Annotated in this window: 2 protein-coding genes; both read right to left on the bottom strand. The window is 64.9% G+C overall.

What is annotated here, in order from left to right; genetic code table 11:
- Positions 1–237, bottom strand: a 237-nt coding sequence (locus AC0L2H_RS32530; RefSeq protein WP_473593682.1) for an IS4/Tn5 family transposase DNA-binding protein, incomplete at its 3' end; no start/stop codon positions are given.
- On the bottom strand, positions 149–342 hold a 194-nt coding region (locus AC0L2H_RS32535), incomplete at its 5' end, for a transposase DNA-binding-containing protein (RefSeq protein WP_473593681.1). The genes AC0L2H_RS32535 and AC0L2H_RS32530, both read right to left, overlap by 89 nt.

A 342-nucleotide genomic window follows, 5' to 3' on the forward strand; every position in this document is an offset into this window, starting at 1 on the left:
GTGAAGCCGATTTTGCCCGGCTGCGCGCGGCTGTAGATAAATTCGGTCGTGTCCTGCAGGATAAGGATCGGGCCTTCTCGCCACAACGCGCGCCGCGGTCGCAGCGAAATGGCCGGCGAGAACGCTATGTTCGGTCACACGCCGATTGTCAAAGAAGCGGTAGGCCGCCTTCGCCGCCGCCCAGTCGCCGCAGGCCGCCGGGATTGGCTTGCCCGGCGCAGCTGACTGACATCTGATCCAGCAACCGTCGCAGCCGACGGGCCAGACGCTTGTCGGGAAGGGCCGCAGCAGAAAGCTCTTCCTCCTGCCAAGCGGCTTCGCTGCTGCTGGTCTTGTCTCGCA

This window comes from Mesorhizobium sp. WSM4871 (genome assembly GCF_055811295.1).